Genomic DNA, 24527 nt, shown 5'->3' with positions numbered 1-24527 from the left:
ATCGATGATCAACTGGCGCACACTTGGGCCAATCGCCTTTGTCATCACGGTCTTCACGCCTATCGCGGCGAGTGTACAGGCCGAGACCGGAAATTACTACGACATGAAACGCGACTCCGATTACTTCGAATCGCGCACCCAAACCTCGCGAGTCACCGAGAGTCCGATGCAGTCGCGGTATTCGCGCGAGACAGCAAGCAAGCGCGAGGACGAGTCGCCGATGGGCGTGGCGCAACCGGAGATGTCGTCGAGCCCATCGACCGCTTCCGCCGACCAAGGAAAGCGAAGCGAAGACCGTTAAACCTACAACTGCGTCCAGAGTGAAATGCGTGATTTTTGTTTTGTGTTCAATGATGTGGATTTCAGCGACCTCGGTGGAGACACGGTTTATTTGCGTCTGTTTCCCGTGGAAACGACAACTGATGGAGGGTGAATCATGAGGATACCGATGGACACCGACTGCCGAGGCATGCGTCACGACCCTCCCGACGCCTGTCTGATGGTGATCCTTGGCGCATCGGGAGACCTCACCGGGCGCTCCTTGCTGCCGTCGCTCTTCGAGCTGGCCCAAAAGGCTTCTCTTGCCTGATTCCTTTGCGGTGATCGGCATGGCCCGCTCCGAGTGGTCCGACGAGGAATTTCGGCGACGCATGCGCGAGCATGTCGAGCATTATTGCGACTTCGACGCGAGCATCTGGGGCAATCTCGAGGAAAAGCTGTTCTACATGCGCGGCGACTTCGGCTCGACCGAGGACATCGAGCATTTACGCGAGCGTATCGAAGGATTGAGGAGCGAGATCGGCATCCCGGACAACCTGATCTTCCATTTGGCGACGCCGCCATCCTTGTTCGGTACCCTGACCGAGCAGCTCGAACGGACGGGGCTGTTGAATCGGTCCGCCGAGACAGGGGACATGGGCAAGCTCGGCTGGCGCCGTCTGGTGATCGAGAAGCCCTTTGGCGCTGATCGCGCCTCGGCGCAAAGGCTCCATCAAAGGCTCGTCAAGGTGGTCGACGAGCACCAGATCTTTCGCATCGATCATTTCCTTGGCAAGGAGACCGTGCAGAACATGCTGGTCTTCCGCTTCGCCAACCCCAGCTTCGAGCCAATCTGGAATCACCATTACATCGACCAGATTCAAATCACCGTCGCCGAGGACATCGGTATCAACACCCGGGGCACCTTCTACGAAAAGACGGGCGTGTTGCGCGATATGGTGCAGAACCATCTCCTTCAGCTCTTGTGCATCGTTGCGGCCGAGCCGCCGGTCGCCTATGACGCTCGGTCGTTGCGAGACGAAACGGTGAAGGTCTTGCGCGCCATCCGGGCGCCGAGCTCGGCGGAGGTCGTCGTCGGACAGTATGGTCCGGGTGCGGTCGACGGTCGGAATGTCGTCGGCTATCGGGCGGAAGATCAGGTTGCCGAGGACTCCAGGACCGCCACCTTCGCGGCACTGCGGCTCGAGATTCAGACCGGGCGATGGGCCGGCGTGCCGATCTATCTGCGCACCGGCAAGCGCATGGCCCGCAAGCTGACCGAGATCTCGGTTCACTTCAAGCCGACTGCCACCCCGATGTTTTCGGTGGCATCGAACCGGTCGTTGCACAAGAATGTGCTGACCTTTCGGCTGGCTCCGCACGAGGGGATCCTCCACACCTTCATCGCCAAGCAGCCAGGCTCCGAGATCTGTCTCACGCCTGTCACCTCACGCTTTCTCTATGCCGATGCCTTCGGCATCAAGTCGCCGCCGCGTGCCTATGCGTGGCTGATCTTGGACGTCATGAAAGGCGACCAGACGTTGTTCGCGCGCGAGGACTGGGTCGAGCAGTCGTGGACGATCGTCGATCCGATCGTGGAGCGGCTGCGGGCCGATCCGCCCCATGATCTCCCAAATTATGTCGCGGGATCCTGGGGGCCCGAAGCGGCCGAGGCGCTACTGGAACGCGAGGGGCGTGGTTGGGATTGCCCAGACGTCGAGGGTTCCGCCGGTCCGGGCTCAGTCCGCGTGTGAGCGGTCTTCGGACGGAGCCGGGTCCACCACCGATTGAGGTGTGGATCGAGTCTGCTTGGGCAGCGTGGGCTGCTTGGGAGACGGGCATGCCCAGACAGACCGTTTAAACCGCGCCTCACCGAGACGTCCGTCATGGCGCAAAGCTGGGGAAGCTACAAAACGAACGTTTCTCGCACTGGGCGCGGTTTAAAAGATCGAGGCCCCGGACCTGCCCGGATGCCAGCGCTCTTCCGCAGTGTCGGGCCAGGAGCCCTTTGTCAGCTGATCCTTCTCTTGGATCGGCAAGATGCCGATGTCGAGATCGCGCATCAGCTCGGCAGCCTGTCGTATGGAGTCACGGTGTTGGATGATGTGGCCGTCCGGGGTCATGATCTCGTGCAATTGCATTGTTTTCCTCCTCGCGGATTCGCGTCTGTTAGGGATCGCCTTGCGGCGAGACTGCGCCTTGGGTCTTGAAAGCCCCTCGGCGCTACCCAGAGGCCACGCAGATTCAATGCCAGGCCGTGGGCGTGCCAGCGCCGGGCAGCAGGCTTCGTCCTGGGGTTCTATGAGCCACCTCGCGGGGCATTTCAGCCGGTCGTTCGGGTCAGGTTTCCTGCGCGCTCGCTTGCGCGTCCTTTGCACGCTGCTCCTCCAGCGCCCGCGCCAGAGCGGCGCGGGGACGGGTGCGCTGCGCGAGCAGCAGATAGAGCACGGGCACCAGGAAAAGCGTCAACAGGGTCGCCGACAGTACGCCGCCGAGGATCACGAGCCCGAGGATTTTGCGTGTCTCGGCCCCCGGTCCCATCGCCAGGATCAGGGGTAGGGCGCCGAAGAAGGTGGCGATCGAGGTCATGAGGATGGGCCGCGCGCGCGCCTTGGCGGCGGCCTCGACCGCCTCGCGTAGCCCCTGACCGCGATCGCGGAGCTGGTTGATGAATTCCACCAGCAGGATGGCGTTCTTGGCCATGATGCCGATGGAGAGGATGAAGCCGATCTGGCTATAGAGATTGATCGAGCCGCCGCCGATCCACAGCGCCATGAGGGCGCCGAAGACCGCCAGCGGTACACCGGCGAGCAGCACCAGCGGCTGGACGAAGCTCTCGAACTGGGCCGCGAGCACCTGGAAGACGATGGTGAGCGCCAGCGCGAAGGCGAGCGCAAAGGTCCGGCCAGAGCGCTGATAGTCCTGGCTGGCCCCGAGCCAACGGATCTCGACCTCCGGGGGTAAGCGCGCGGCGGCCTTGGCCTCCAGCGCCGCGAGGGCATCGCCCAATGCGGTGCCGCTGGTGAGCGTGGCCTTCAGTGTCACCGCCGGCAGCCTGTCGACCCGGTGCAGTTCGGCGGCGCGTCCGATGACCTCGGTCTCGATCAGCCCGCTCAGGGCGACCAGCGAGCCGTCCGCCGTTCGGACATTGACCTCGCCGATGTCTTGCGGCGAGGCGCGATCGGCTGAACGGGCGCGGACCATGACCTCGTAGGTCTTCGCATCGATGGAGAAGTCCGTCACGTCCTCGCCGCCCATCAGGAGCTGGAGCGTGCGGCTGATGTCGGCGATCTCGATACCGAGTGCCGCCGTGCGGTCGCGATCGATGCGGATGCGCAGCTGCGGATTGGTTGGTTGATAGTCGAGCCGCGCCTGTGCCAGTTGCGGCATCGAACCGGTCTGTGCCAGCACCTGCTCGGCCAGTTGATGGAGCTGATCGAGATTCTCGCCCACCAGTGCCATCTGTAGCGGCTGCCCGGCGTTGGATCCGCCGAGACTGGGCGGATCGATCGCAAAGACCTGAGCGCCGGTGATGGCGGCCAGTTTCGGCTGTAGCGAGGCGGTGATGGCGAACTGACTCTGCCGGCGCTTGCTCCAATCCTTCAGCCGCAGGATCACGATGGCGGAGTTGACCGGCCCCTGACCGGCGCTGCGCGGCGCCACCAGCGAGATCACATGCCGTGCCGGTCCCTCATTGTCGGTCAGCGGCAGCAGCACGGTCTCGATCTTCGACAGGATGTCGCGCATGTAATCGAGGGTCGCGCCCTCGGGCGCGGCCACCGGGATGAAGACGACCCCACGATCCTCGCGCGGCGACAGTTCGCGCGGCAGCTCCCGATACAGCCAGACCGTCGCGCCGAGCAGCGCCAGAGACAAGAGGACGACCAGCCAACGCCATCCGAGCACGCCGCGCAGCAGGCGCAGATAGCCGTTGCTGGTGTGCTCGAAGCCTCGCGAGATCGCCTGATAGAGCGCGCCGTCCTGGATGCGCTCGGCGGCGATCAGCTTCGAGGCCAGGGTGACCCCGAGCGTCAAGGCGACCAGGCTCGACAGTGCCAGCGCGCCGCCGAGACTGGCTGCGAATTCGCTGAACAGACGTCCCGCGTCGCCGGTCAGGAAACCGAGCGGGGCGATGACGGCCAAGAGTACCGTGGTGGTCGCCAGGACCGCGAAGGCCACCTCGCCGGCACCCAGATCGGCGGCCAACAGGCGTGGCTTGCCCCGCTCGGAAAAACGAAAGACGTTTTCGCTGACGACGATGGCGTCATCGACGAGCATGCCGATGGCCAGGATCAGTGCCAGTAGGGTCAAGACATTGATCGAGAAGCCCAGCGCGTAGAGCAGGATGAAGGCGCCGACGACCGAGGCCGGGATGGTCGCTGCGGGCACCAGGGTCGCGCGCCAGGAGCCCAGAGAAAAGAAGACCACGGCCACCACCAGCGCGACCGTGATCGCCAGGGTCAGCAGGATCTGACGGATGGAGGCCTCGACAAAGGTCGCCGAGTCATAGGCGACGGTCAGATCGACATCGTCTGGAATGCGGTTGGCGAGCTGTTCGATACGCTCGCGCACGCCCGACGAGACCGCGACCAGATTGGAGCCGGACTGTCGGACGATGCCGAGCCCGATCGCATCCTTGCCGTCCAGGCGCACGGCGGTGCGATAGCTTTCCGGTCCATAGTCGATGTGGGCGAGGTCGCCGAGGCGCACCTGCGCGCCGTCGCGGTTGGCGACAATGAGTTTGCGAAAGGCCTCCGGTTTCTCCAGCTCGGTCATGGTGCGCAGGGTCAGCTCGCGGCTGTCCGAGACCAGACGCCCGGCTGGGAGTTCCAGATTGCGCGCGCGCAGGGCCTGTTCCACGTCGAGCACGGTCAGTGCGTGCGCGGTCAGTTTGGCCGGATCCAGATCGATGCGCATGGCATAGCGGCGCTCGCCGCCGAACAGCACCGTCGCCACGCCGGAGACCGTCGACAGGGGATCGACGAGGACGCGATCGGCGAGATCCGACAGCTCCAGGCGGTCCATGGTGTCGCTGGTCAGCAGCAGCCACATCACCACCTGGGCCTGGAGCGAGCGCTGTGCGATCTCGGGTGCCTCGGCCTGTTCGGGCAGTTCGTTGCGCACCGTGGAGAGGCGGTCGCGCACGTCGGCGGCGGCCAGATCCAGGTTGCGGTCCAACGTGAATTCCACCTCGACGCGGCTGCGTCCGTCGCGCGAATTGGAGCGGATCTGGCGCACACCGTCGATGCCGCTGAGCGCCTCTTCGATGGGTTCGGTCACCTCGCGCTCGACCACCTCGGCGGAGGCGCCGGGATAGATGACCGTGGCGGTCACGGTCGGTTCGTCGACATCCGGATACTCGCGCACCGGTAGCGTCAGTACGACGGCGATGCCCAGCACCAGCAACAGCAGCGACAGCACGGTGGCCGCAACCGGCCGGGTGACGGCGAGGGTCGTCGGCTTCATCGCCGCGCCTCCGTTGACTCGGCGGGGGGCGCGCCGGCACCGGATGGCTCGGTCGCGGAGGTCGGGTGCACGGCGAGACCGTCGCGCAGCCCTTGGAGTCCGGCGACCACGACGCGCTCGCCCGCCGTCACGCCGCCGCGGATCTCGACCCAACCGTCGCGGCGCGTGCCGGTCTCGACCCGTCGGCGCTCGACCGTGGCGTCGCTGTTCTTTTCATCCTCCGCCGGTGGTCTCAAGGCATAGACCAAGGTGTTCGGCCCCTCGGTGATCACGGCGGCCTCGGGGACGCGCAGCGTGTCGCGCTGGCCGACGAGCAATGCTACCTGCATGAACATCCCCGGCTTGAGCAGGCCATCCGAGTTGTCGAAGGTTGCCTCCAGCGGCAGGGTGCGGGTGCCCGGATCGACCTCGGTGCCGATCAGGGTCAGGGCGCCGTCGAAGCGGCGCGACGGATAGGCCGGCGTCGTCGCTTCGACGCGCTGGCCGGATTCGATGCGTCCGATCTCCACGCCAGGGACCATGAACAACAGATCCAGCGGTTGGGTGCGGCTGAGACGCGCGATCGGGTCGCCGGGCTGCAGCAGGGCGCCGATGCTGATCAGGCGACGCCCGATGACGCCGGCGAAGGGCGCCTCGATACTCCGGTCGTCGAGATCCTCTCTGGCGATGCGCAACTGTGCCTTGGCTTCCCGGGCAGCGGCCTCGGCGCTGTCCAGCTCCGCGGCGGAGACGAAATCCTTCGCCATCAGTTCCTCACGTCTCGCCTCGGCGCTGGAGCGTTGCTCCAGACGCGCGGCGGCGCGCTCGACCGCCGCCTCGGAGCGATCGCGCTCCAGCTCGACCAGGAGCGCGCCCGCGGTGACGCGCTGGCCCTCCTCAAAGTGGATCTTGGCGACACGCCCGGCTGTGCGTGCGGTGATGGTCACAGCCTCCGGCGCTTGCAGCGTGCCGGTCGCGCGGATGTGATCGGCAATGATCGCGCGCTCTACCTGCGCGGTCTCGACCGTCGGTGGCGGTCGTCCCCGTGCTGAGTCTTCCTTGCTGCCGTTTGATAACAAGGTCTCGCGGAAGAGCCAGGCGGAGAGGGCTGTTCCGACGACCAGCGTCAGCAACAACAGCAGCAGGGTTCGTCGTGTGTGAGTCGTCATCGCATTCATGAGCAGCCGAAAGACAGAGCCGCTTCTTCCAGGGTGGTATCGGTGATAGATAAAAGGCGAAATCTGTGCCGATTTTGTTCGCGCTCTCCCGGAGTCCGAAGGCCTCGAACACCGGCTCGACCTTTCGCTCTACAGGAGAATTGCCATGTCGTCACCTGGTGGTCGCAGTCTGGCTTGGGCAATCGGTCTAGTCGCCCGGCCCCTCGCGCGCACTCCTTCGCAGGGCGGGCGGTTGGGGCTAGTGGGTCAAATCACCTCAAGCCGCCGCAAGGGCGTCGCGGATCCGTTCCATCCGCTCCTTGACCTCCGAGGCGATCTCGGCCACCTCAGATTTGTCCACCAGTTGCAGGACTGACTCAGGGTCCATGAAGGCGACGACGATCGCGCCGTCGACCTCTTCGCGCACGACCACATTGCAGGGCAGCAGCAACCCGATATCGGGTTCCACCTCCAGGGCCCGATTGGCCAACGGCGGATTGCAGGCGCCGAGGATGCGGTAGGGCCGCTTCTCGACCCCCAGCTTGGCCTTCAGCGTGGCCTGTACGTCGATATCGCTCAGGACACCGAAGCCCTCGTCCTTCAGGGCAGCGGTGACGCGAGCGACGACCTCGTCGAAGGGAATCTTCAGTGTTGTGGAAAATCCGTACATCGCATGCAACTCTTCTGTCGGTTGTGAGATAGGACGCCGGCATTCGGTCGGTGCCGGTTGAGACGGGGAGGAGTGATGGCCATTGACATCGGCCAGCCAGCGCTGACATTGGAAGCGCCCAGCGACGCTGTAACCGGGTTGTTCGAGCAGTCACAGGGCCAGTGCCATGACGTCCTTGTCGTAGCCCTTGTCCATGAGTCTCGTTCAAGGCTCGAAGGGTGCGTCACGGTCGAAGTTCTCGGCGGCGAAGTCCCAGTTCACGAGATGCCAGAAGGCATCGATGTAGTCCTTTTTCTGGTTGCGGTAGTCGACATAGTAGGCATGCTCCCAGATGTCGCAGGTCAGGATCGGCAACTTGCCATCGGTGATCGGGTTGCCCGCGTTGCCGCAGGATTCGACGCTGAGCTTGCCATCGCTGTCTTTAGCGAGCCAGACCCAACCGGAGCCGAACAGCGTCATCAGCTGACTCGAGAATTCCTGACGCAAGGCCTCGGTGCTGCCAAAGTCCCGGTCGATCGCGGCCGCCAGATCGCCTCGCGGATCACCTCCGCCGTCCGGGCGAAGGCAATTCCAGAAAAAGGCATGATTCCAAGCCTGAGCCGCGTTGTTGAAGATGCCCCCGTGGGCCTGGGCCACGATGTCGGACAGGGTCGCGTCGCCGAACGCCGCTCCTTCGATCAGGGCATTGAGCTTTTCCACATAGGTGGCGTGGTGCTTGCCGTGATGCAGCGACAGGGTTTCGCTGGACATGCGTGGCTCGAGGGCGTCCGCGGGGTAGGGTAGATCGGGTAGGCGATGTGTCATGAGGTGGTCTCCAGGGTCGTTGGTCGAGGGTTCACGACGACGCTGTGCGAGCGGCGTGTTCACTTGGTGGTTCGGTCGGCGCCAGTCGCGGCGATCCGGTGCGCGTGGCACTGAATCTCTTGGGTATAAGCAAGACGTGCGCCAGCCGTTGGTGGGCGATGCCGACGACACTGGACTTGCGGCAGCGCGCCCACAGGAGGCGCCTGACCGCGGTGTCCGCCGATACGGGTCGTGATCCTCCCAGGGCCTCTGCAAAGCGTTGGTGTAAAACCACAGTCGGCGGTGCAAAGCCCCCGTTACCGTTGTCGTGCGGCGATCTTGCCGACAGGTCTCTGGGTCGGCTTGGTTGGCATGTGGTGTGCCTTGGTTTGAGGTGGCTCTGGGGAGCGCTTTACATCGCGGTTCGTGCGCCGTCTGGAGTCGATCCTGGCTCGGACTGGGGATGTCATCCGACAGTAGGCGTGCGGCACGATGCGCAGACGCGATCTGACCGGAATCCCGCATCCACATAAAGGAGAACACCATGACGACGAACATCTATCTGAAGGCGCGGACGTTCGGGAAGGTCCGCCAGCTCATCGACGAACTCTTGAGTGAGGGAATCGAGCCGGCGCGGGTCTGCGTCCATGCCGCGGGCAGGCCGCAAGGGGCCGATCTGCCAGTGACACTGATCATCCACCGGACTTGGGGGCGGGCACTGGTCGAAGGCGGCATCCTTGGCGCCCTGTTCGCTAGTCCCATCACGGCCGCGTTGTGGTTGATAGGCGACGTCCTATTCGCTGTATCGGTGCTCGTCCTTGGGGCGGGCGTCGGCGGTGTCTTCGCCGCGCTGCGAGCCAGAATCGCCAATCGCGACATCGCGCCGCAGTTCAGCGCCTTGCGTCGTGGCGAGTTGCTGCTCGTTCTTGCTGGCGATCACGCCGCCATCGGAGCGATCCAAGACCGGATCAAAGCGCGCCATCCCGAGGTCGCGGTGCTGGGATCGGATCCCACCGGTATCCCGCCGTTTCCCTGAGGCCCGATCGCCTCCGGCGGTCTGGGTCAGGATCTCAATAGTCCTTCTCGCGTTTCGCGGACTTCTCGATACCATCGCCGGCGGCCTCGAGGTCTTCGCCAACGCCGGCCATGGTGTTACAGCCGGCCAGCACGCTCATCAGCGCAAACAGCAGCAAGAGCTGCCAGATCGATTGGGTGATGGAATGCCTCATGACGTCTTTCCTCCACGAACGGATATCTGTGTGTCGTCGCGGCTTTGGGATCGGTCTCCCGGCCAACTCCAAGAAGCCAGCCGGAGATCGCGGACAAAGCTGTGCTCTAGAGAACCCGCGGACCGCGTCCGCGAATGAAGAAGATCACGGCAAGTACGAGACTGACCACGAAGAGGATCCACGCGATCTGGGTCGCGACACTGGCAACCCCCGAGGCGCCGAGTGCCCCGGCGATGATGCCGACGATAAGAAAGATGAGAGCCCAATGCATCATGATGTTTCTCCTCGGATCGAGTTTGATTTCAGACGTGGTTGGACGGCTGTCGCAGCCGTCTTCGGATGACACCGATCCTGGCGTGCTTTCGGGCGCACCGCTGACTCGGGGCTAGTGCTCGGAATCGAAGGCCTGAACTGTGTCGTCCCAAGCCTCATCCAGTGCCTGATAGGCTTGCGCGAAGCCTTCCTTGATCTCGTCCCAGGCGCTTTCGGAGCTGCTCTTCATGCTGCCGTACCACTCGGCGACCTGGGTGCGTCGCTCGCGCAGAGCCTTCATGCTGGCCTGTGCCTTCTCGCGGGCGGCCTCGCTCATGCTGTCCCAGTTGTCGTCGAGGCGAGTCTGGAGCGTATCGATGCGTTTGTCGGCGGCGTCGAGCGCCGTCTTGGTGGCTTCGACCGCCTCTTGACGCTGATCGGCGCCGTAGGCCTTGAGCGATTCGAGCAGGTCTTGAGTGTCCTGCTCGATCGCCTCGACCGAGGGGGGCTGGGTGTCGCTCGCCGCTGCATCATTGGCCATTTCGGCTTGGCTCATCGCGCTCAGCGTGAACAGCGCGAGGAAGAGTGTGACGTTCATGGGAGTCATCGGTTTCATGCGGCATTCCTCATGGTGGAGGTGGTCAGGAATAGCGAGATTTCGATGGAATGGGCGGTTAGCCCACGAGATGGGTGCAGCGCCTCGATGCGCGTCATCTCGAAGGGGTTTTCAGCAAGCCCAATGCCAATCGCGCCGCGCTCAAGCGCCCGCGGGCGTAGCAGATCGATCCGCAGGGGCTTGGCGTGCATGGTTGGGGGATAGCGACCGATGAGGGGCTCAAATGCCCCGCTGTCGACGGGCTCTGCACGGTCGCGAGCGGCGAACGCGCTCCCTCGGCTAGAGCAGAATGAGTGTCGCGAGTCCCAGGAAGGCGAAGAAGCCGACGATGTCGGTCACTGTCGTCAGCACCACGCTGCCGGCCAGGGCGGGGTCGATGCCGAGGCGGCGCATGAGCAGCGGAATGGCGACCCCGGCGACCGCCGCGCAGATCAGGTTGAGGAGAATGGCCACAGCAATGATGGCGCCGATGGTCCAGTTGCCGAACCAGACGATGGCCAGGGCCGCCACCACCAGCGCCCAGAGCAGGCCGTTCAGCAGTCCGATCCCGGCCTCCTTCAACAGCAGCAGGCGGGTGTTGCCCCCGGCGAGCTGGCCCATCGCCAGCCCGCGGATGACCAGCGTGAGCGTCTGGCTGCCGGCGATGCCACCCATGCTGGCGACGATCGGCATCAGCACCGCGAGCGCCACCACCTGTTGCAGGGTGCCCTCGAACAGACCGATGACCCAGGCCGCCAGGAAGGCGGTGATCAGATTGATGCCGAGCCAGACCGCGCGCCGCCGGCTGCTGGCCAGCACCGGGGCGAACATGTCGGTCTCCTCGTCCAGACCGGCCATGCCCATCATCGCGTGCGCGGACTGCTCGCGGATGACGTCGACCACGTCGTCGATGGTGATGCGCCCGAGCAGGCGGCCGTCCGTGTCCACGACCGGGGCCGAGCTGAGATCCTCCTCCTCGAAGCGCCGCGCCACCGCGTCGCTCGCCTGGTCCGCCGGCACCGGCTCGAAGTCGGTCTCCATCAGCTCCGAGACCCGCGTCTCAGGGCGCGCGGTCAGCACGCGGCGCGTGCGCAAGATGCCCTGATACTGGCCTTGGCGGTCGACGACAAAGAGCTTGTCGGTGTTCGGTGGCAGGTCTTCGCGCAGCCGCAGATAGCGCAGCAGGGTGCCGATCTTGATGTTGGCGCGCACCGCGATCTGGTCCATGTTCATGAGGCCGCCGGCGCTGTCCTCGGGATAGGACAGCATCGAGCGTAGCCGCTCGCGCTCGCGCCGGTCCATGGCCTCCAGGATCTGGCGCCCGGTGGCCGCCGGCAAATCCTGGATGAGATCGACCAGGTCATCGGGCTCGAGTCCGCGTGCCGCCTCGACCAGATGCTCCAGGTCCATCTCGGCGGCCAGACGTCGCCGGACCTCCTCGTGCAGATGGCGCAGAACCTTGGCAGTGCGCTCGGTCTCGATCATGTCCCAGGCGGCCCCGCGCTCGGTCGCCGGCAGCGATTCCAGCAGTCCGGCGATGCGCGCCGGATGCAACTTGCGGAACAGGCGCGCGATGCGCTTGAGCTTGCCCAGCTCCAGTGCCTCCAGGACCAGACGCAACTGGGTCTCCGGCTCATCCGCCATCGGGGTGTCGGCACCGTCCGCGCCGGCGTCGGAATGGGGTGACTCCATGGCCGTGTCGGCCTCGAGGTCGCGGGCCAGCCGTGCCCGTAGCGCGCTGGACAGATGTGCGAGCACCTTGGTCTCCGTGCGCGCATCGATCTGGTGCCAGGCGGCTACCCGCTGCGGCGGCGTGAGTGTCTCAAGCAGGCTGGCGATCTTCGCCGGATGCATCTTCTTGAGCAGGCGGCGTGCCCGCTGACCCTGGTCGTGCGCGAGCATCTCGCGCAGACGGTCGATCTCGGTGGCGATGAGGTCGCCTGGATCCGGCTGTGGGTCTGGTTTCAAAGGTATCGTCCGATTGAGTTGTCGATTGACGGCGCGCCGACTACGAATCGAGCACGCTTAGCGCTCGAACACCATGGTAGCGATGACAGATGGCGCCTCTCAAGCGAAGTTCGTGCCCGAGACGACACAGGCTCGGGCTCCGTCAGTCGCTCCGTGCCGCGCTTCAATCGGTTGAAATGCACCCATATCGGGGCGGGCCTGGTGCGAATGCCCCGCATGGACGATTGTCAGGCGCGTCTTGAGACAGGTCGACCCGCCTTTTTCGCTCAAGGGCTGACGTCTGGCGCTTTGTTTGCAATTCAGTCTGAGAATCCCTATGGGCTAGGCATGCCAGGTGCTGACTGCGGCGGACCGACCGTTCAAACCAAGCGCGAGCCGACGCGATCGCGGCATTCGCTGGAGCAATCGATGGAAGACGTGTTACCCGCTACCCCAAGCGACCGCGATCGGCGGCCCACATTCGCACTCGAACCCGGCCGGAACTGCTGGCGCGTCGCGCACGCCAACCGGGTGGCGGCATGCGTGGACGGCGAGGGCTATTTCGCCGCGCTGCGTCGCAGCCTGATCGGCGCGCGCCGCTGCATCGCCATCTCCGCCTGGGATCTCCATAGCCGTGTCGAGCTGGTGCGCGGCGACGCCGAGGAGACGGTCGGCGACGACGCCTTGCCGACGGCGCTCGGCGCGCTCCTGATCGCCTTGTTGGAACGTCATCCAGACCTTTCGGTGTCGCTGCTGCTCTGGGCGCATGCGCCCATCTACGCACTGGAGCGCGAGTCGGCCATACTCGGCGATGGTCCATGGCCGGACCATCCGCGCCTGCATCTGATCATGGACAACGCTCATCCGGCCTTGGCGAGTCAACACCAGAAGCTGGTCCTGATCGATGGGCGGATCGCCTGGTGCGGCGGCTTCGATCTCAGTCAATGGCGCTGGGACACCAGCGCCCACGTTGCCGACGATCCACGTCGGCGCGATCCGGACGGCGATCCCTATCCGCCGTATCACGACGTTCAAATGCTCGTCGACGGCGAGGCGGCGTTGGCGCTGCTGGCGCTTTTTCGGGAGCGCTGGCAGCGCGCCGGCGGTCGGCTGTCCGATGCCCTGCGCGACGTGCCGGACGCTCGCCGCGCGGATCCCGATCCCTGGCCCCGCGGGATCACCCCCATGCTGCGCGACCAGCCCATCGGCATCGCGCGCACCCTGCCCGAATACGCCGGCCACGCGGAGGTGCGCGAGTCCGAGCGGCTCTATCTGGACATGATCGCGAGCGCCCGGGAATTGCTCTACGTCCAGAATCAATACCTGACCGCGCGGACCATCGCCGACGCCCTGTGCCGTTCACTCGCGCAACCACGCGGGCCTCGGGTTGTCATCATCCTACCGCGCCAGACGGGTCACTGGTTGGAGCAGCACACCATGGACATCCTGCGCGCCCGGATCCTGGCGCGTTTGCGCGATGTCGACCATCACGGACGTCTACGGGTCTACTATCCGGAGGTGCCTGGACTCGGCGATGACTGCATGATGGTCCACTCCAAGCTGATGATCGCCGATGATCGCGTGCTTCGCGTCGGCTCATCGAACCTGAGCAACCGCTCCATGGGCCTCGATAGCGAGTGCGATCTGTGCATCGTGGCCGACAGCACGCAGGCGCGGGCGACGATCGCCGGGTTTCGGCACCGCTTGATCGCCAATTTCCTCTCTCTGGAACCGGATGTCGTCGCCCGCGCCGAGCAGCGTGCGGCGCAAACGGGTGGCGGGGTCACCGAGGCCATTGAGCAACTACGCGCCGCTGACGCGAACGGGCCGGAGCCGCCTGCCGGGTCGGTCCAGCGCCACCGAAGACCCCGACTGGTCGAACTGGACGGGCGAGTGGACCCGGAATGGGATCGACAACTGCCAGATGCGCGTCTGATCGATCCTGACCGGCCCTTGGCCCCGGAGCGGGTCGCGGACATCGTCGTCGGCCAGGAGAATACGCCGCATCTGCGGCGTCGACTGCTGATCGGCGGCGGTCTGCTGCTGCTCTTCCTGGCGCTGGCGGCGGCCTGGCGTTGGACACCGCTCGGCGCCTGGATGGATCCGCATCTGCTCGCCGAGGCGGCGCGCGGTCTGGGGCGCAGCCTCTGGGGTCCGCCGTTGGCCGTGGCCGGCTTCAGCCTAGCCGCCGTGGCGGGGGTGCCGGTGACCTTTCTGATCCTGGTGGCGTCGCTGATCTTCGCGCCCTTCACCGGCGCCTTGGTGGCGATGGCCGGATCCCTGCTGTCGGCGCTGGGCGGTTATGGGATCGGTGCCTACACCGCGCGCGACAGCCTCGAGCGGATGGCGGGCGGCGCCCTGGAGCGACTGAGCCGGCGCCTGGCCCACCGGGGCATCCTGACGGTGATGACGGTCCGTATCGTGCCGGTCGCGCCCTTCGCGGTGCTGAACCTCATTGCCGGTGCGTCCCATGTGCGACTGCGGGACTTTCTGATCGGTACCTTCCTGGGCATGACGCCGGCCATCCTGGCCATGGCGGTGTTCGCCGAGGGACTGGTCGCCCTGCTCGGTCAGGCCAGTCTGCGCTCGCTGGCGCTGGTGCTGGTCGGTTTGCTCGCGCTCATCGGTCTGGCCTGGCTGGGCCGGCGGATGCTGCGGCGGGAGCAGGGTGCTTGAGCGATCGGCAAGCGCCGTCGACGGCGATGGGACAGACCGCCGCGCGAGGTGCTCGGCGATGAGCCTTGCGCCACCCGTGCTCCGGGTCGCCACCTACAACATCCATCGTGCCTTGGGAGGCGATGGGCGCCTGGATCCGCCGCGGATCGCCGAGGTGATCCTGTCGCTTGATGCCGATCTGGTGGCGCTGCAGGAGGTGGAGACGCCGCACGCACCCGCTCCCATCATCTTGCTCAGCCGGCTCATCGAGCAGGGGTATGCGCCCGTCCTGGGTCCGACCATGCGCTCCGACGCCCACCACTATGGCAATGTCTTGCTGACGCGGTTGCCGGTGCGTCAGCGCGCGCGCCTGGATCTGAGCCGACCCGGACGCGAGCCGCGTGGTCTCATCGAGATCCGGCTCGGATTGACCGACCCAGGCCGCGCTGAGTCCGATGGCCCTGTTGGGCGCTCACTGCATTGTCTGGCGACGCATCTTGGGCTTAGGGTGGCGGAACGGCGAGTCCAAATCGCGCGCATCGCCGCACGTCTCGATGCGATCCGACAGGGTTCAGGTGATACGACGCCAGTGATTCTGCTCGGCGACTTCAATGAATGGTACCCGAGCCGACGTTTGAAACCTCTTGACGCGCGTCTCGAGCGGGTCGGGCGGCGGGCTACCTGGCCCGCGCTCTGGCCTTTGCTGGCGCTGGACCGCATCTGGTATGGCGGATCGCTCGAGCTGGAGTCCAGTTGGGTGGTTCGCACCCGCCAGACGCGCTTGGCGTCCGACCATCTGCCCTTGATGGCGCGCTTCCGCGTATCGGGTCAGCGCCGATGAGGCGGGCGCGCTGGATGCTCAGGCTAGCCGCGCGTCGCCGAGGCGAGCCGTTCTTCCAGCTCCTCGGGGGGCACCGGCCGGCCGTACAGATAGCCCTGGACCTCCTGGCACCCCTGTTCTTGGAGAAAACGGGCCTGCTCCGGCGTTTCCACGCCTTCGGCGATCACGGTGAGTTTCAGGCTCTTTCCCATGGCGATGATGGCGGTCGAGATCGCCATGTCATCGGGGTCGCCCGGGATGTCGCGCACGAAGGATTGATCGATCTTGAGCTTGTGGATCGGGAGCCGCTTGAGATAGCTCAACGACGAGTAACCAGTGCCAAAGTCGTCGATGGACAGGGCGACGCCCAAGTCGCGAATGGCGTCGAGCTGGGCGATCGCCGCCTCGGCTTGCGCCATGATGAAGCCCTCCGTGACTTCCAGCTCCAAGTGCTTGGCCGGCAAGCCGGTTTCGGCGAGGATCCGCGTGACCTTCGCGGCGAGGTTGCCGCGCTTGAGCTGAGGGCCAGCCACGTTCACGGCGATGCGACCGACCTCCAGTCCGCGCTCCAGCCACTTGACGCCTTGCCTGCAGGCGGCGCGTAGGACCCAGTCGCCAAGGCGATGAATCAAGCCAATGTCCTCGGCGATCGGGATGAACTCCCCGGGACTGATCTCGCCGCGCTCGGGATGTGACCAGCGGATCAGTGCCTCGAGGCCAATCAAGCATCCGGAGGCCAGATCCAGTTGGGGCTGGTAGACGAGGCGGAATTCCTCGCGGGCGAGCGCCTGGCGTAGGCCATTCTCCAGCCAGATCCGCTGCGTGGCGTCGCGGGTGAGGGCTTCCGTGTAGAACTGATAGTTGTCGCGGTCCTCGCGCTTGGCGCGATGCAAGGCGGCGTCGGCGTTGCGCAGCAGGGTCGCTGGATCCTGACCATCGCGCGGATAGAGGGCGATCCCCACGCTGGCGGACACTGTCAGCCGACGCTGATCGAGGTCGAAGGGCTGCGCGACGGAGGCGAGTAGTTTTTCGACGGCCCGTCCCACGCTTTCCGGGGATGCGATGTCCTCGAGCAGGAGCACGAACTCGTCGCCGCCGATCCGGGCTAGGGTATGGTCGCGGGGGAGCTGCTCCGTCAAGCGTTTGGCGACCGCCTGCAGGAGCCGATCTCCGGTCGGATGACCCAGACTGTCGTTGATGTGCTTGAAGTGGTCGAGATCCAGAAAAAGCACCGCGAGCGTTCGATGCTGTCGCTCGGCCCGCCTGAGCGCCTGCGCGAGACGTTCGTCGAGCGACAGACGGTTGGGCAGGTTGGTCAGGGCGTCATGCTGGGACAGGTGGTGCAACTGCGCTTCATACTTCTCGAAGACGCTGGCGACGAGGCGCCGATGCTGCTCATCGCGCACGCGTTCGGTGATGTCCTGTATGACGCCCGTCAGTTTCAAGGGTCGACCCTTGGCATCCAGATGTCGGCGAGCCTTGCAGTGGATCCAACGCTGCTCACCGTCCTGGCGGTGAATACGATAGTCGATTGCATGCTCCTTGCCTTCGTGGATGGCGGCCTGGAGTGAGGCATCGACCGCAGGCCGATCGGCCGGGTCGATCAGCGGGGCGAGCCGCTCGGGGGTCATCATCTGGTTGGCGCTGACGCCGAAGATGCGGTAGACCTCGTCGGACCAACTGAGCTGATCGCGGGCAATGTCCAGTTCCCAGTGCCCGAGGTGGGCGATGCGCTCTGCCTCGAGCAAGCGATTCTCGCTGTCGCGGACCTGATCGAGGAGCAGATGGCTCGAGAGCGCGGAGGCGACCCGCTCGGCGATGGCCCGAAACAGCCGTCGCTCCACCGCAGTCCATTGGCGTGGATGCGCACACTGATGGAGACCCAGTATCCAGGGATCTCCGACCTCTGGACGCAAGGCCATCATCATTCGGCTTTGAACGCCGAAGCGATGCAGGTACTCAGGCGGTTCCGCGATGTCTTGGGTGTGCAGGATCCTGGGGTTGTCGCTGGCAAGCGCGAGGCGCATCACTTCGACCGTGAACCCATCGATGGGCACCTCGGTACCCTCGGCGAAGGCTCCGGGGAAATCGGGGCGCGTGGATTCCACAGGAATCTGGAAGCTGGCTGCGTGCGGATCACAGGGATAGAGCAGCCAGGCGCGATCGGCCGCGAAGATCTCCAGGATGAGGTCGGTCAGCCTCCGTAGCAGCTCCTTCGGCGGGCGCTGCTCGACGAGGGTCCGCGATACCCGGTCGAGGGCTTCCAGATACCAGGTATGCTCCCGATTGCGCCGATCTGCGGCCTGCCGGTCGAGTGCTGCGGCGAGAATCGCTCCAAGGGTGCGTAAGAGTCGCCCATCTGGCGTTGTCCAGACCGCACTCGGTTTCGCGGACTCGAAGCTCGCCGCGCCCAGCAGACGGCCCTCCCTGAGGATGGGGACGAGCACCAGCGTTGGGAGATCATGCCGACCCATGAAGGCCGCCAGGGGCGCCAGATCGCCGACCGGGTCGCGAGACGTCGAGAGGTGCAGGATCTCGTCACGTCTCAGGCGTGCGAGTGCGCTATGAAGAATCTCTGGATGTGCCTGCAGCACAGGTGTTTGGTGTTTGGGCGGATCCTGAGCTGACCAGGGATGGCTGCTGCTCAACGGATGGCTGCTGCTCAACGCGCTGTTGTTATCCACGCGGATCAACAGGCCGCAATTGGCCGCCATCACATGGCCGATGCATTGCAATGACTGACCGATCGCTGAATCCAAGGTCTCGTCACTGGACTGGACCAGTCGCGTCGCGGCATCGGCCAAAGCCGCCTCAAGGGCGAGGCGCTCATGCAGGTCTTGCTCGGCTTGCTTGCGCGCGGTGACATCCATGAGCACGCCGACCAGGCGACAGGCCTGGCCCGAGGCGTCGCGCTCGATGTCGCCCAGTGCCGCGCCCCAGGCGATTTGGCCATCGGGCTTGAGGATGCGAAACTCGATATCGTGTCCCTTGCCCTCATTGAGGCAGGCGCGCACGTTGTCCCGCCAGCGTTGCCGGTCGTCGGGATGCACCCGTGCCTCGACGGCGTCGATGGTCCCCACGAGTGCCTTTGACTCCTCACCCAAGATCGCTCTCACCTCGGATGACCAGTAGACCTGATCAGTCCCCAGGGTCCATTCCCAGACGCCAACGCCCGAGAGGTGTTGCGCGATCCGGCTGCGCGCCTCGCTGGCGCCCAGTTGGCGATAACTGAGTCGGAGCAGAAAGTACAGTCCAAGGCTCGTCAGGGCGACGAATAACCCACCCTTGAGGCTTTGCAGCCAAGCCATCGCATCGGCACTCGGACTGAGTCCCGCCATGAGCCGATCAGAGATCAGGATCCATAGCAGGCCGGCGAGGAAATAGGCGGCGGCGACACGCAATGCCGCCAGCTTCGATGAATCCTGACGTCCATCGAATCGACACGTTGGCTGCTTGGACATTTGGCGAGCCTCATAAGTTAGATGGCCGATCCTGCTCAGTTGAGAGCTCGATCAGCGGCGCGAGGTTCTGATCCGATGAAGGGTAGCCGTCGGTGGCGATTGCCGCTGATCCATTCAGGCTTCTTCAAGGGTACAGATGGCTGCGGGCGCGTCGAGCAGAAGGGCCAAGCTCTCCGACACGAAGAGCCGCAGATGGACGCCGTCGCTGGCCGCGAAGCCGACACGCAGATCCTGGCCGATCTTCAGATCGCCGGCTCGCGTATCGAGCAGTACGGCGCCCTGGATCGGCGCCTTGAAGACCCCGCCTTGGCAGAGTCGGCGCAGGTGGTCGAGCTGGAGCATGTCCGAACCCTGGTAACGGCGGAACAGGGCGTTGTAGCGCGATGGCGAGAGCGCCAGGACATAGGGGCCGTTGAAGCCCTGGGCATCGAGCCGCTCGACGCCGGCGAGTACATCGTTGAGCGCCTGCTCGACCGCAGACCAATCATGCAGCGGCTGTGTGTCGCGCCCCTCGGCCGTCATCAGGCCTGGCAGGGCGAGCGTGCCGAGGCCATGATAGATGAGGTCTTCTTCACGCCTGGCCACCGCCTCGGCGGCGTCTTCCACCGGCCGCAGATCGAGCGGCAGTCCCAGCCGCAGGTGCCCCTCGACACGCCGAATGCTGAGCTTGAAGGGTTGTTGCAGCATCGGCACCGAGAGCGAGCGGCTACCGACGATGCTAGCCAGGTCGCCGTCACCGCCGTCGAGGCAGGCCTCGTCACCGAGCTCCAGGCTGGTCAGGCCGACCCCAAAGGGTCCGTCGACCCCCAGAAAGCGGCGCGCCGTGAGTAGTCGCTTGGCGGCCTCGACGGCGGTGTTGTCGATCCGGTCCCAGAGTTCGTCCGGGATACCGCTGGAAGTGCGGTTGTGTGCGTGCATTAGGGATGCTCCTTCAGGCTGCCGATCGTGAAACCCGCGCTGTCGGCACGAGGTTCTTCAGGCTGGGTTTGTGGATCCTCCGTTGCCGCGGCCTCAACGTCGGTGATCGGTGCGTGGGAAAAGAGGTCGTCTCGTAGATGAGCGGCGAAGATCGGATCATGCCGGCGTAACCACTCCAGTAGCATCGCCGCATGCTCGATCTCCTCGCGCCGGTTGTGCTCGAACACGGCGCGCAAGTCCTCGTCGACGCAGGACTCGGCACGTTGCTGGTACCAGTCGACGGCCTCCAGCTCTTCCTGCAGAGAAATCAGCGCGCGATGCATGTCGCGCGCCATCGTGCTCAGTGTTTCCGGCGCTTCGTGCAGTAGTCCTTCCGATGAGTCTGGCATGGCGAGCTCCCATGGTTGTTTCGTGTGTCGATCGTTCCGAGCCGTTTTGCGATTCCCCAGAGCGCGACAGCGATACGTTCAGATCCCAGCGCGGTATTCGGGTTGCAGGTCATCGACCCTTCCGTCATGACCTGAACAAGAAGAATGCCAACAACGGTTGCGGGATGTCGGAGGAGCGATCGGTGCGCACCGACGCTGCCGGGCTCGCCGCTTCAGGGGAGCACGCGAAAGCGACGTCCCATGGGCTCAGAGGGTGATATCAGGGAGCACCACTCACTGGTGCATTTGAGCCGGTCGACGGGCGAAAAGACCCGTCTGAAGGCCCGCCGTCCCTTCGTGTTCCCGATCGAGTGCTGCGCCAGATTGCCGACGAAGGTGAAAGGTACCGGCACTCGCCCTGCTCGAGAACGTGTCGGGCCTGGCGATGCGTGGGGCGAGGATGTCCTGCCAGGCGTCGGGGAGGGCATGTATGTCGGTCGGCTCCGTTTTCGCTGACAACGGGCACCCTCGAGGGGTCGCCACTCATCAGCGCTGTGCCGGGCGATACAGCGCAAACGACCGCCACCCGGGTTGATCCATCACTCCGATCGTGGCAGCCAGTACTGCGCCCACGACTATCGCGCCCTGGTCACACAGTTCGGATTGGCGCTATCCATGTCGCGGTGCGGTAACGGCTACGACAACGCGCCGATGGAAAGCTTCTGGGGCAGCCTGAAAAACGAGTTGGTTCACCACCGCTTTGCCACACGCCGCGAAGCCCAGGGCGCGGTCCAGGAGTACATCGAGATCGTCTATACCCACCAACGGCGCCACTCGCGCCTTGGCTATTTGGCTCCTGCCGTGTTCGAGCCGCGTTATTACGAACAGGCCGGATAACTGGAGTGGAAGTGTCCGTTATTGAAAGTACACCTCACTCCGGGAGCACCTGAACGACAGCCACTGAATCGAGCGAGGTTTCCTATGCGCCTGTATCCCAGACTCACGCTCCTGATCCATAGGCAGACTCAAGACCCAAGCGTTGGATAGTCGGTATAACCCTTGGCGTCAGCCGTGTAGAAAGTCGCCATGTCGGGCGTGTTCAGCGCGACCCCGGCCCGCATCCGTTCGACCAGATCGGGATTGGCCAGGAAGGGACGGCCAAAGGCGATGAGGTCGGCGCGATCTTCAGCGAGTGCGACTTCCGCGCTCGCCCGATCAAAACCGCCCGCCAGGATGAAGGGACCGTCGAAACGCTGACGCAGTTGTCGCTTGAGCGTGTCCGGCACCGGCGGCGCCCCCATGGCCGAATGATCCAGGACATGCAGATACAGCAGTCCGAGAGCCGACAACGCCTCGCACAGTGCAAGATACTGGGGTTCGACCTCGGCAAAGGCCCCCGTGGCATTGAAGACGCCGTAGGGCGACAGCCGGATCCCGACCCGGTCGGCACCGATTGCCGCGCAGACCGCTTGCGTGACCTCCAGCGCGAACCGGTTACGACCGTCGATCCTCCCCCCGTAACCATCCGTGCGCTGATTGACGTTGGGATTGAGGAACTGCTCGATCAGGTAGCCATTGGCCGCATGCAATTCCACGCCGTCGAATCCGGCCTCGATCGCCAGCGCCGCCGACTGGGCGAACTCCTCGATGGCCTGGGTGATCTCGGGCTCGGTCATCGCCCGGGCGGGGCTGAAGGATTGCAGACCCAGGGTGTCAGTGTAGATCTCACCTGGGCACACGCCATCGACCGGAGCCAGCACCTCAGCGCCGGCGGGCAGATTCGCCACATGCGCCACACGCCCGGTGTGGACGAGCTGGGCCACGATCGTCCCGCCACGCGCGTGCACGGCTTCGGTGGTCATCCGCCAGCCCCGGACATGCTCCGTGTCGTATAGTCCCGGAATGCGCGGATAGCCGAGTCCATTGGGCGAGGTCGCGGTCGCCTCGGAGACGATCAGTCCGGCCGAGGCGCGCTGGGCGTAGTATTCGGCCATCAGACTGTTGGGGGTGTTGGCCTCGATGGCACGGCTGCGCGTCATCGGGGCCATGACAAGGCGATTGTTCAGTGACAGCGAGCGGATAGGCACGGGGTCGAAGAGCATCGGGATCTCCAGCCGGTCGGGTTGGGGGGGCAGGTTGGTCTGCCTGGCGACAAACCAGCGTCTGGGGAGTAGGGTAGGGAAAATGCCTGTCTCCCGAACATTGCAGCGCCCTGCCTATCCTACGAATCCATCACGGTGTTTTCCATGGCGTCGACCGTTTCCAGACACACCATACGCTATGCGAAATGTCCTCGTCACACTGATCTCTGGGGTCAACATCGCCGCTGAATTGGGGATCAGGCCGGAGACGGTTTCACGCTGGCGCAAGCTGCCCGCATGGCAAGCCGCCGTTGACGCCATCACCGGGGAGGTTCGCGCAGAGATCGGCGGGCGTTTGATGGAGCTATCACAGTCTGCCCTGGACGAACTGGAGCAACTGATCCACTACAAGTTCGATTCGTCGGTACGGCTGCGTGCCTGTATTGCCCTGCTGCAACTGTCGGGAGTCGGACGCGCTACCACGCCCAAGGCCGGGGCAGGCCGTACCGAAGCCGCTTAGTAGGCAGTCCGTGGAAAAACTGGAGACGCTTTCGAGGCGACGATAGGCAAAACCTGTTGGCATGGCCTTGCGTATCGAGACTTTCACCTATCAAGCGATAGGCAAGACCGGCGCCACGCAAGGCCGTGCCAATCGGCACAACCTATCACCGCTCCAGAGGCATCCCTAAAATTTCAACGCGAAGTGAATAACGTCCAGGTACCACGCGGTACCAGTCCCGCCGCCTGCTGCATGGCACCTGATCTCAATCCGCAAGGTGGCCTTTAAGGTGGTCGAGCGCAACGCCGCCTAGCCCGAAGCCGCGCCAATCGTGCGCAACGCCAGCAAGGACGCGGGGAGGATCAAAAGGGCAGGTACCAATTCAGGTACCACTACAGGACGAAATTGAGGCGTTTTGATGCGACTTGACGCGCTTCCATGCGTAACTTCTCAATAACTCACGGCACAGCCTGAGCGGCCAAGATCCGTTCGCGCACGATTTGCGGCAAGGGCGGGATGTCTCCGATGTGCCCGATGCGGTCATTGAGATAATCCCAGAACGAGATCTCGAGCTTGCGGCAGGTCTTCTTGAGACTGGCAAAGGTGTCTCGGCAGCGGCGCCCCAGATCGCTGCGCGTCCCGCCGCTGATCTTGCGCCATTTGACGTAGCCCCGGATGTCGTTCTCGCTGCCGTTGGTGTGCAGCGGGATGTCTGGGCGCAGGAGCACCAGCAGCAGCTCGCGCTGATGGGTCTTCAGGCGCTTGAGGGTTTGATTCAGGGTCGCGAAGGCGGTCTTCTGGCTAAAGATGGTCTCGAAACGCGCGCGCAGATCCGCGACGGCGGCGGGATCGGGGGCGCGTTGATAGGCCTTGAGGTCGGCATACAGCGTCCAGATCTCGTCGCGCACCCGTTCCTGATCCAGACGTTGGCGCTCATTGAGCGGAATCAGTGTGTGAATCAGGCGTTCGGCGTGCACCCAGCACAGGGCATGCAGCAGAATGGCGAACTGTCCGGCCCCATCGCTGACAATGACCAGCTCGCGCGAGAGGCCTTTCGCCAACAGCCCGCCGAGCAAGGCCCCCTCGGTGGCGATGCGCCGATGGCGTTCCTTGGTGATCCCAAGGGCCTTGAGGTGTTCCTCCCACGCCGCCGTGGTCGCGATCTCCAGGATGGGTGAGGCCGCCAGCGCGTGGCACAACGCCTGCGCCAGGCCCTGCTCGCGCCAGTACGTCAGTGCCTCATCATTGAGGCCATAGACGGGCTCGCCCGCTTGCAGGAGTTCAAGGAAATTGATCCGGCTCTTGCGCTCGGTGCTGGAGAACCAGGCAAAAAAGTCGTTGCCAATCTGCGTGACATAGCCATTGCGCCCCTGGTGGCGTGCCCCTGAG

At 64.7% G+C, this 24527-nt stretch carries 22 protein-coding genes and 1 pseudogene; 8 read left to right on the top strand and 15 right to left on the bottom strand.

Going from position 1 to position 24527, the window contains the following annotated elements; genetic code table 11:
- The first annotated feature begins 4 nt into the window (after nucleotides 1-4).
- The 3 genes from GJ668_RS08150 to zwf all read left to right on the top strand — a co-directional run bounded on the left by GJ668_RS08150 (nucleotide 5) and on the right by zwf (nucleotide 2012).
- Entirely contained in the window at nucleotides 5-301 is a 297-nt protein-coding gene (locus GJ668_RS08150) for a hypothetical protein (RefSeq protein WP_155449662.1), read from the top strand.
- Between the two features lie 147 nt (nucleotides 302-448).
- On the top strand, nucleotides 449-589 hold the full coding sequence (locus GJ668_RS08145; protein ID WP_186342972.1) for a hypothetical protein: 141 nt from the start codon (nucleotides 449-451) through the stop codon (nucleotides 587-589).
- Complete coding sequence (gene zwf, locus GJ668_RS08140; RefSeq protein ID WP_155449660.1) at nucleotides 582-2012, top strand: glucose-6-phosphate dehydrogenase; 1431 nt, start codon at nucleotides 582-584, stop codon at nucleotides 2010-2012. The genes GJ668_RS08145 and zwf overlap by 8 nt, the downstream gene beginning before the upstream one ends.
- Nucleotides 2013-2198: 186 nt before the next feature.
- Here the strand turns inward: zwf and GJ668_RS08135 are convergent, their stop codons facing one another.
- The 5 genes from GJ668_RS08135 to GJ668_RS08115 form a co-directional block, all read right to left on the bottom strand.
- Entirely contained in the window at nucleotides 2199-2399 is a 201-nt protein-coding gene (locus GJ668_RS08135) for a CBS domain-containing protein (protein ID WP_155449659.1), read from the bottom strand.
- A gap of 199 nt (nucleotides 2400-2598) precedes the next feature.
- Nucleotides 2599-5724 (bottom strand): efflux RND transporter permease subunit, encoded by a 3126-nt coding sequence (locus GJ668_RS08130; protein ID WP_155449658.1) that lies wholly within the window; start codon nucleotides 5722-5724, stop codon nucleotides 2599-2601.
- Nucleotides 5721-6872, bottom strand: coding sequence for an efflux RND transporter periplasmic adaptor subunit (locus GJ668_RS08125; protein WP_186342971.1), 1152 nt, complete (start codon nucleotides 6870-6872; stop codon nucleotides 5721-5723). The genes GJ668_RS08130 and GJ668_RS08125 overlap by 4 nt, the downstream gene beginning before the upstream one ends.
- Nucleotides 6873-7137: 265 nt before the next feature.
- The gene (locus tag GJ668_RS08120; RefSeq protein WP_155449656.1) at nucleotides 7138-7530 is read right to left on the bottom strand and encodes a DUF302 domain-containing protein; all 393 of its coding nucleotides are present in this window, start codon (nucleotides 7528-7530) and stop codon (nucleotides 7138-7140) included.
- 204 nt (nucleotides 7531-7734) lie between these two features.
- Nucleotides 7735-8334: a superoxide dismutase gene (locus tag GJ668_RS08115; RefSeq protein ID WP_155449655.1), complete on the bottom strand. Its 600-nt coding sequence runs from the start codon at nucleotides 8332-8334 to the stop codon at nucleotides 7735-7737.
- Nucleotides 8335-8857: 523 nt separating this feature from the next.
- Between GJ668_RS08115 and GJ668_RS08110 the strand changes: the two genes are divergently transcribed.
- On the top strand, nucleotides 8858-9349 hold the full coding sequence (locus tag GJ668_RS08110; RefSeq protein ID WP_155449654.1) for a hypothetical protein: 492 nt from the start codon (nucleotides 8858-8860) through the stop codon (nucleotides 9347-9349).
- Nucleotides 9350-9383: 34 nt separating this feature from the next.
- Here GJ668_RS08110 and GJ668_RS08105 read toward each other — a convergent pair whose 3' ends face one another.
- The 5 genes from GJ668_RS08105 to mgtE all read right to left on the bottom strand — a co-directional run bounded on the left by GJ668_RS08105 (nucleotide 9384) and on the right by mgtE (nucleotide 12357).
- Nucleotides 9384-9542, bottom strand: a complete 159-nt coding sequence (locus tag GJ668_RS08105) for an entericidin A/B family lipoprotein (RefSeq protein ID WP_155449653.1) — start codon at nucleotides 9540-9542, stop codon at nucleotides 9384-9386.
- A gap of 106 nt (nucleotides 9543-9648) precedes the next feature.
- Nucleotides 9649-9816, bottom strand: a complete 168-nt coding sequence (locus GJ668_RS08100) for a DUF1328 domain-containing protein (RefSeq protein ID WP_155449652.1) — start codon at nucleotides 9814-9816, stop codon at nucleotides 9649-9651.
- A gap of 111 nt (nucleotides 9817-9927) precedes the next feature.
- Nucleotides 9928-10410: a sll1863 family stress response protein gene (locus tag GJ668_RS08095; RefSeq protein ID WP_155449651.1), complete on the bottom strand. Its 483-nt coding sequence runs from the start codon at nucleotides 10408-10410 to the stop codon at nucleotides 9928-9930.
- Nucleotides 10407-10601, bottom strand: a complete 195-nt coding sequence (locus tag GJ668_RS08090) for a hypothetical protein (RefSeq protein WP_155449650.1) — start codon at nucleotides 10599-10601, stop codon at nucleotides 10407-10409. The genes GJ668_RS08095 and GJ668_RS08090 overlap by 4 nt, the downstream gene beginning before the upstream one ends.
- Before the next feature lie 88 nt (nucleotides 10602-10689).
- Complete coding sequence (gene mgtE / locus GJ668_RS08085; protein WP_155449649.1) at nucleotides 10690-12357, bottom strand: magnesium transporter; 1668 nt, start codon at nucleotides 12355-12357, stop codon at nucleotides 10690-10692.
- A gap of 408 nt (nucleotides 12358-12765) precedes the next feature.
- Here mgtE and GJ668_RS08080 point away from each other — a divergent pair, with 408 nt between their 5' ends.
- Nucleotides 12766-15012 carry a VTT domain-containing protein gene (locus tag GJ668_RS08080; protein ID WP_155449648.1) on the top strand — a complete coding sequence of 749 codons (2247 nt, stop codon included), beginning with the start codon at nucleotides 12766-12768 and terminating at the stop codon, nucleotides 15010-15012.
- 58 nt (nucleotides 15013-15070) lie between these two features.
- On the top strand, nucleotides 15071-15832 hold the full coding sequence (locus GJ668_RS08075; protein ID WP_155449647.1) for an endonuclease/exonuclease/phosphatase family protein: 762 nt from the start codon (nucleotides 15071-15073) through the stop codon (nucleotides 15830-15832).
- Between the two features lie 23 nt (nucleotides 15833-15855).
- On the opposite strand, the gene GJ668_RS08070 is transcribed toward GJ668_RS08075, so the two are convergent.
- The 3 genes from GJ668_RS08070 to GJ668_RS08060 form a co-directional block, all read right to left on the bottom strand.
- Entirely contained in the window at nucleotides 15856-19272 is a 3417-nt protein-coding gene (locus tag GJ668_RS08070; protein WP_155449646.1) for a bifunctional diguanylate cyclase/phosphodiesterase, read from the bottom strand.
- A 114-nt stretch (nucleotides 19273-19386) separates the two neighbouring features.
- Nucleotides 19387-20190 (bottom strand): family 1 encapsulin nanocompartment shell protein, encoded by an 804-nt coding sequence (locus tag GJ668_RS08065; protein WP_155449645.1) that lies wholly within the window; start codon nucleotides 20188-20190, stop codon nucleotides 19387-19389.
- Nucleotides 20190-20579 carry an encapsulin-associated ferritin-like protein gene (locus tag GJ668_RS08060; RefSeq protein ID WP_155449644.1) on the bottom strand — a complete coding sequence of 130 codons (390 nt, stop codon included), beginning with the start codon at nucleotides 20577-20579 and terminating at the stop codon, nucleotides 20190-20192. Before GJ668_RS08060 ends, GJ668_RS08065 begins: the two co-directional genes overlap by 1 nt.
- 528 nt (nucleotides 20580-21107) lie before the next feature.
- On the opposite strand from GJ668_RS08060, the pseudogene GJ668_RS08055 reads away from it, so the two are divergent.
- A pseudogene (locus tag GJ668_RS08055) lies at nucleotides 21108-21455 on the top strand (integrase core domain-containing protein); the annotation flags it as partial.
- A 128-nt stretch (nucleotides 21456-21583) separates the two neighbouring features.
- Here GJ668_RS08055 and GJ668_RS08050 read toward each other — a convergent pair.
- The gene (locus tag GJ668_RS08050) at nucleotides 21584-22660 is read right to left on the bottom strand and encodes an alkene reductase (RefSeq protein WP_155449643.1); all 1077 of its coding nucleotides are present in this window, start codon (nucleotides 22658-22660) and stop codon (nucleotides 21584-21586) included.
- Between the two features lie 178 nt (nucleotides 22661-22838).
- On the opposite strand from GJ668_RS08050, the gene GJ668_RS08045 reads away from it, so the two are divergent.
- Entirely contained in the window at nucleotides 22839-23159 is a 321-nt protein-coding gene (locus GJ668_RS08045) for a hypothetical protein (protein WP_155449642.1), read from the top strand.
- 437 nt (nucleotides 23160-23596) lie between these two features.
- Here GJ668_RS08045 and GJ668_RS08040 read toward each other — a convergent pair.
- Nucleotides 23597-24527: IS66 family transposase (locus tag GJ668_RS08040; protein ID WP_155449641.1), on the bottom strand; the 931-nt coding region annotated here is incomplete at its 5' end.

It is taken from the genome of Allochromatium palmeri, assembly GCF_009720725.1.
Lineage (GTDB): Bacteria > Pseudomonadota > Gammaproteobacteria > Chromatiales > Chromatiaceae > Thermochromatium > Thermochromatium palmeri.
This window is presented reverse-complemented; position numbering and strand designations above follow the sequence as displayed.

Bases quoted from the DNA above. Each gene is read 5' to 3' on its own strand.
- GJ668_RS08150 (WP_155449662.1), top strand. From the start codon at position 5: ATGATCAACTGGCGCACACTTGGGCCAATCGCCTTTGTCATCACGGTC.
- GJ668_RS08145 (WP_186342972.1), top strand. From the start codon at position 449: ATGGACACCGACTGCCGAGGCATGCGTCACGACCCTCCCGACGCCTGT.
- GJ668_RS08135 (WP_155449659.1), bottom strand. From the start codon at position 2,399: ATGCAATTGCACGAGATCATGACCCCGGACGGCCACATCATCCAACAC.
- GJ668_RS08130 (WP_155449658.1), bottom strand. From the start codon at position 5,724: ATGAAGCCGACGACCCTCGCCGTCACCCGGCCGGTTGCGGCCACCGTG.
- GJ668_RS08125 (WP_186342971.1), bottom strand. From the start codon at position 6,872: ATGACGACTCACACACGACGAACCCTGCTGCTGTTGTTGCTGACGCTG.
- GJ668_RS08120 (WP_155449656.1), bottom strand. From the start codon at position 7,530: ATGTACGGATTTTCCACAACACTGAAGATTCCCTTCGACGAGGTCGTC.
- GJ668_RS08115 (WP_155449655.1), bottom strand. From the start codon at position 8,334: ATGACACATCGCCTACCCGATCTACCCTACCCCGCGGACGCCCTCGAG.
- GJ668_RS08110 (WP_155449654.1), top strand. From the start codon at position 8,858: ATGACGACGAACATCTATCTGAAGGCGCGGACGTTCGGGAAGGTCCGC.
- GJ668_RS08105 (WP_155449653.1), bottom strand. From the start codon at position 9,542: ATGAGGCATTCCATCACCCAATCGATCTGGCAGCTCTTGCTGCTGTTT.
- GJ668_RS08100 (WP_155449652.1), bottom strand. From the start codon at position 9,816: ATGATGCATTGGGCTCTCATCTTTCTTATCGTCGGCATCATCGCCGGG.
- GJ668_RS08095 (WP_155449651.1), bottom strand. From the start codon at position 10,410: ATGAAACCGATGACTCCCATGAACGTCACACTCTTCCTCGCGCTGTTC.
- GJ668_RS08090 (WP_155449650.1), bottom strand. From the start codon at position 10,601: ATGCACGCCAAGCCCCTGCGGATCGATCTGCTACGCCCGCGGGCGCTT.
- GJ668_RS08080 (WP_155449648.1), top strand. From the start codon at position 12,766: ATGGAAGACGTGTTACCCGCTACCCCAAGCGACCGCGATCGGCGGCCC.
- GJ668_RS08075 (WP_155449647.1), top strand. From the start codon at position 15,071: ATGAGCCTTGCGCCACCCGTGCTCCGGGTCGCCACCTACAACATCCAT.
- GJ668_RS08070 (WP_155449646.1), bottom strand. From the start codon at position 19,272: ATGTCCAAGCAGCCAACGTGTCGATTCGATGGACGTCAGGATTCATCG.
- GJ668_RS08065 (WP_155449645.1), bottom strand. From the start codon at position 20,190: ATGCACGCACACAACCGCACTTCCAGCGGTATCCCGGACGAACTCTGG.
- GJ668_RS08060 (WP_155449644.1), bottom strand. From the start codon at position 20,579: ATGCCAGACTCATCGGAAGGACTACTGCACGAAGCGCCGGAAACACTG.
- GJ668_RS08050 (WP_155449643.1), bottom strand. From the start codon at position 22,660: ATGCTCTTCGACCCCGTGCCTATCCGCTCGCTGTCACTGAACAATCGC.
- GJ668_RS08045 (WP_155449642.1), top strand. From the start codon at position 22,839: ATGCGAAATGTCCTCGTCACACTGATCTCTGGGGTCAACATCGCCGCT.